Source organism: Rhizobium sp. 01L419, assembly GCF_056400025.1.
This window is the reverse complement of record NZ_JBFTSM010000054.1, coordinates 1-1,066: the sequence shown is the minus strand read 5'-3', so window position 1 is coordinate 1,066 and position 1,066 is coordinate 1. Positions and strand designations below refer to the sequence as shown.

The 1,066-nt window shown below is 60.6% G+C and carries 1 protein-coding gene; it reads left to right on the top strand.

The window, feature by feature from the left end; all coding sequences use genetic code 11:
* Positions 1-2: 2 nt before the first annotated feature.
* Positions 3-1,066: elongation factor Tu (gene tuf, locus AC1DUP_RS36750; protein WP_477837375.1), on the top strand; the 1,064-nt coding region annotated here is incomplete at its 3' end.

Here is a 1,066-nt window from a genome sequence, read left to right as displayed (position 1 = left end):
AAATGGCAAAGAGTAAGTTTGAGCGCAACAAGCCGCACGTCAACATCGGCACGATCGGCCACGTTGACCACGGCAAGACGTCTCTGACGGCAGCGATCACGAAGTATTTCGGTGAGTTCAAGGCGTATGACCAGATCGACGCTGCACCGGAAGAAAAGGCACGCGGCATCACCATTTCGACGGCTCACGTCGAGTATGAGACGCCGGCCCGYCACTACGCGCACGTCGACTGCCCCGGCCACGCCGACTATGTCAAGAACATGATCACCGGTGCTGCGCAGATGGACGGCGCGATCCTGGTCTGCTCTGCTGCTGACGGCCCGATGCCGCAGACGCGCGAGCACATCCTGCTCGCCCGCCAGGTTGGCGTTCCGGCGATCGTSGTGTTCCTCAACAAGGTCGACCAGGTTGACGACGCYGARCTKCTYGAGCTCGTCGAGCTCGAAGTTCGCGAACTTCTGTCGTCCTACGACTTCCCGGGCGACGAYATYCCGGTCGTCAAGGGTTCGGCGCTTGCTGCTCTTGAAGATWSYGACAAGAAGATCGGTGAAGACGCGATCCGCGAGCTGATGGCTGCTGTCGACGCCTACATCCCGACGCCTGAGCGTCCGATYGACCAGCCGTTCCTGATGCCGATCGAAGACGTGTTCTCGATCTCGGGCCGTGGTACGGTTGTGACCGGCCGCGTCGAGCGTGGCATCGTCAAGGTTGGCGAAGAAGTCGAGATCGTCGGCATTCGTGCGACGTCGAAGACGACKGTTACCGGCGTTGAAATGTTCCGCAAGCTGCTCGATCAGGGCCAGGCYGGCGACAACATCGGCGCTCTGGTTCGCGGTGTGAACCGTGACGGCGTCGAGCGTGGCCAGATCCTGTGCAAGCCGGGCTCTGTCAAGCCGCACAAGAAGTTCAAGGCMGAAGCCTACATCCTGACGAAGGAAGAAGGCGGTCGTCATACGCCGTTCTTCACGAACTACCGTCCGCAGTTCTACTTCCGCACGACGGACGTTACGGGCATCGTGACGCTTCCGGAAGGCACGGAAATGGTCATGCCTGGCGACAACGTCAC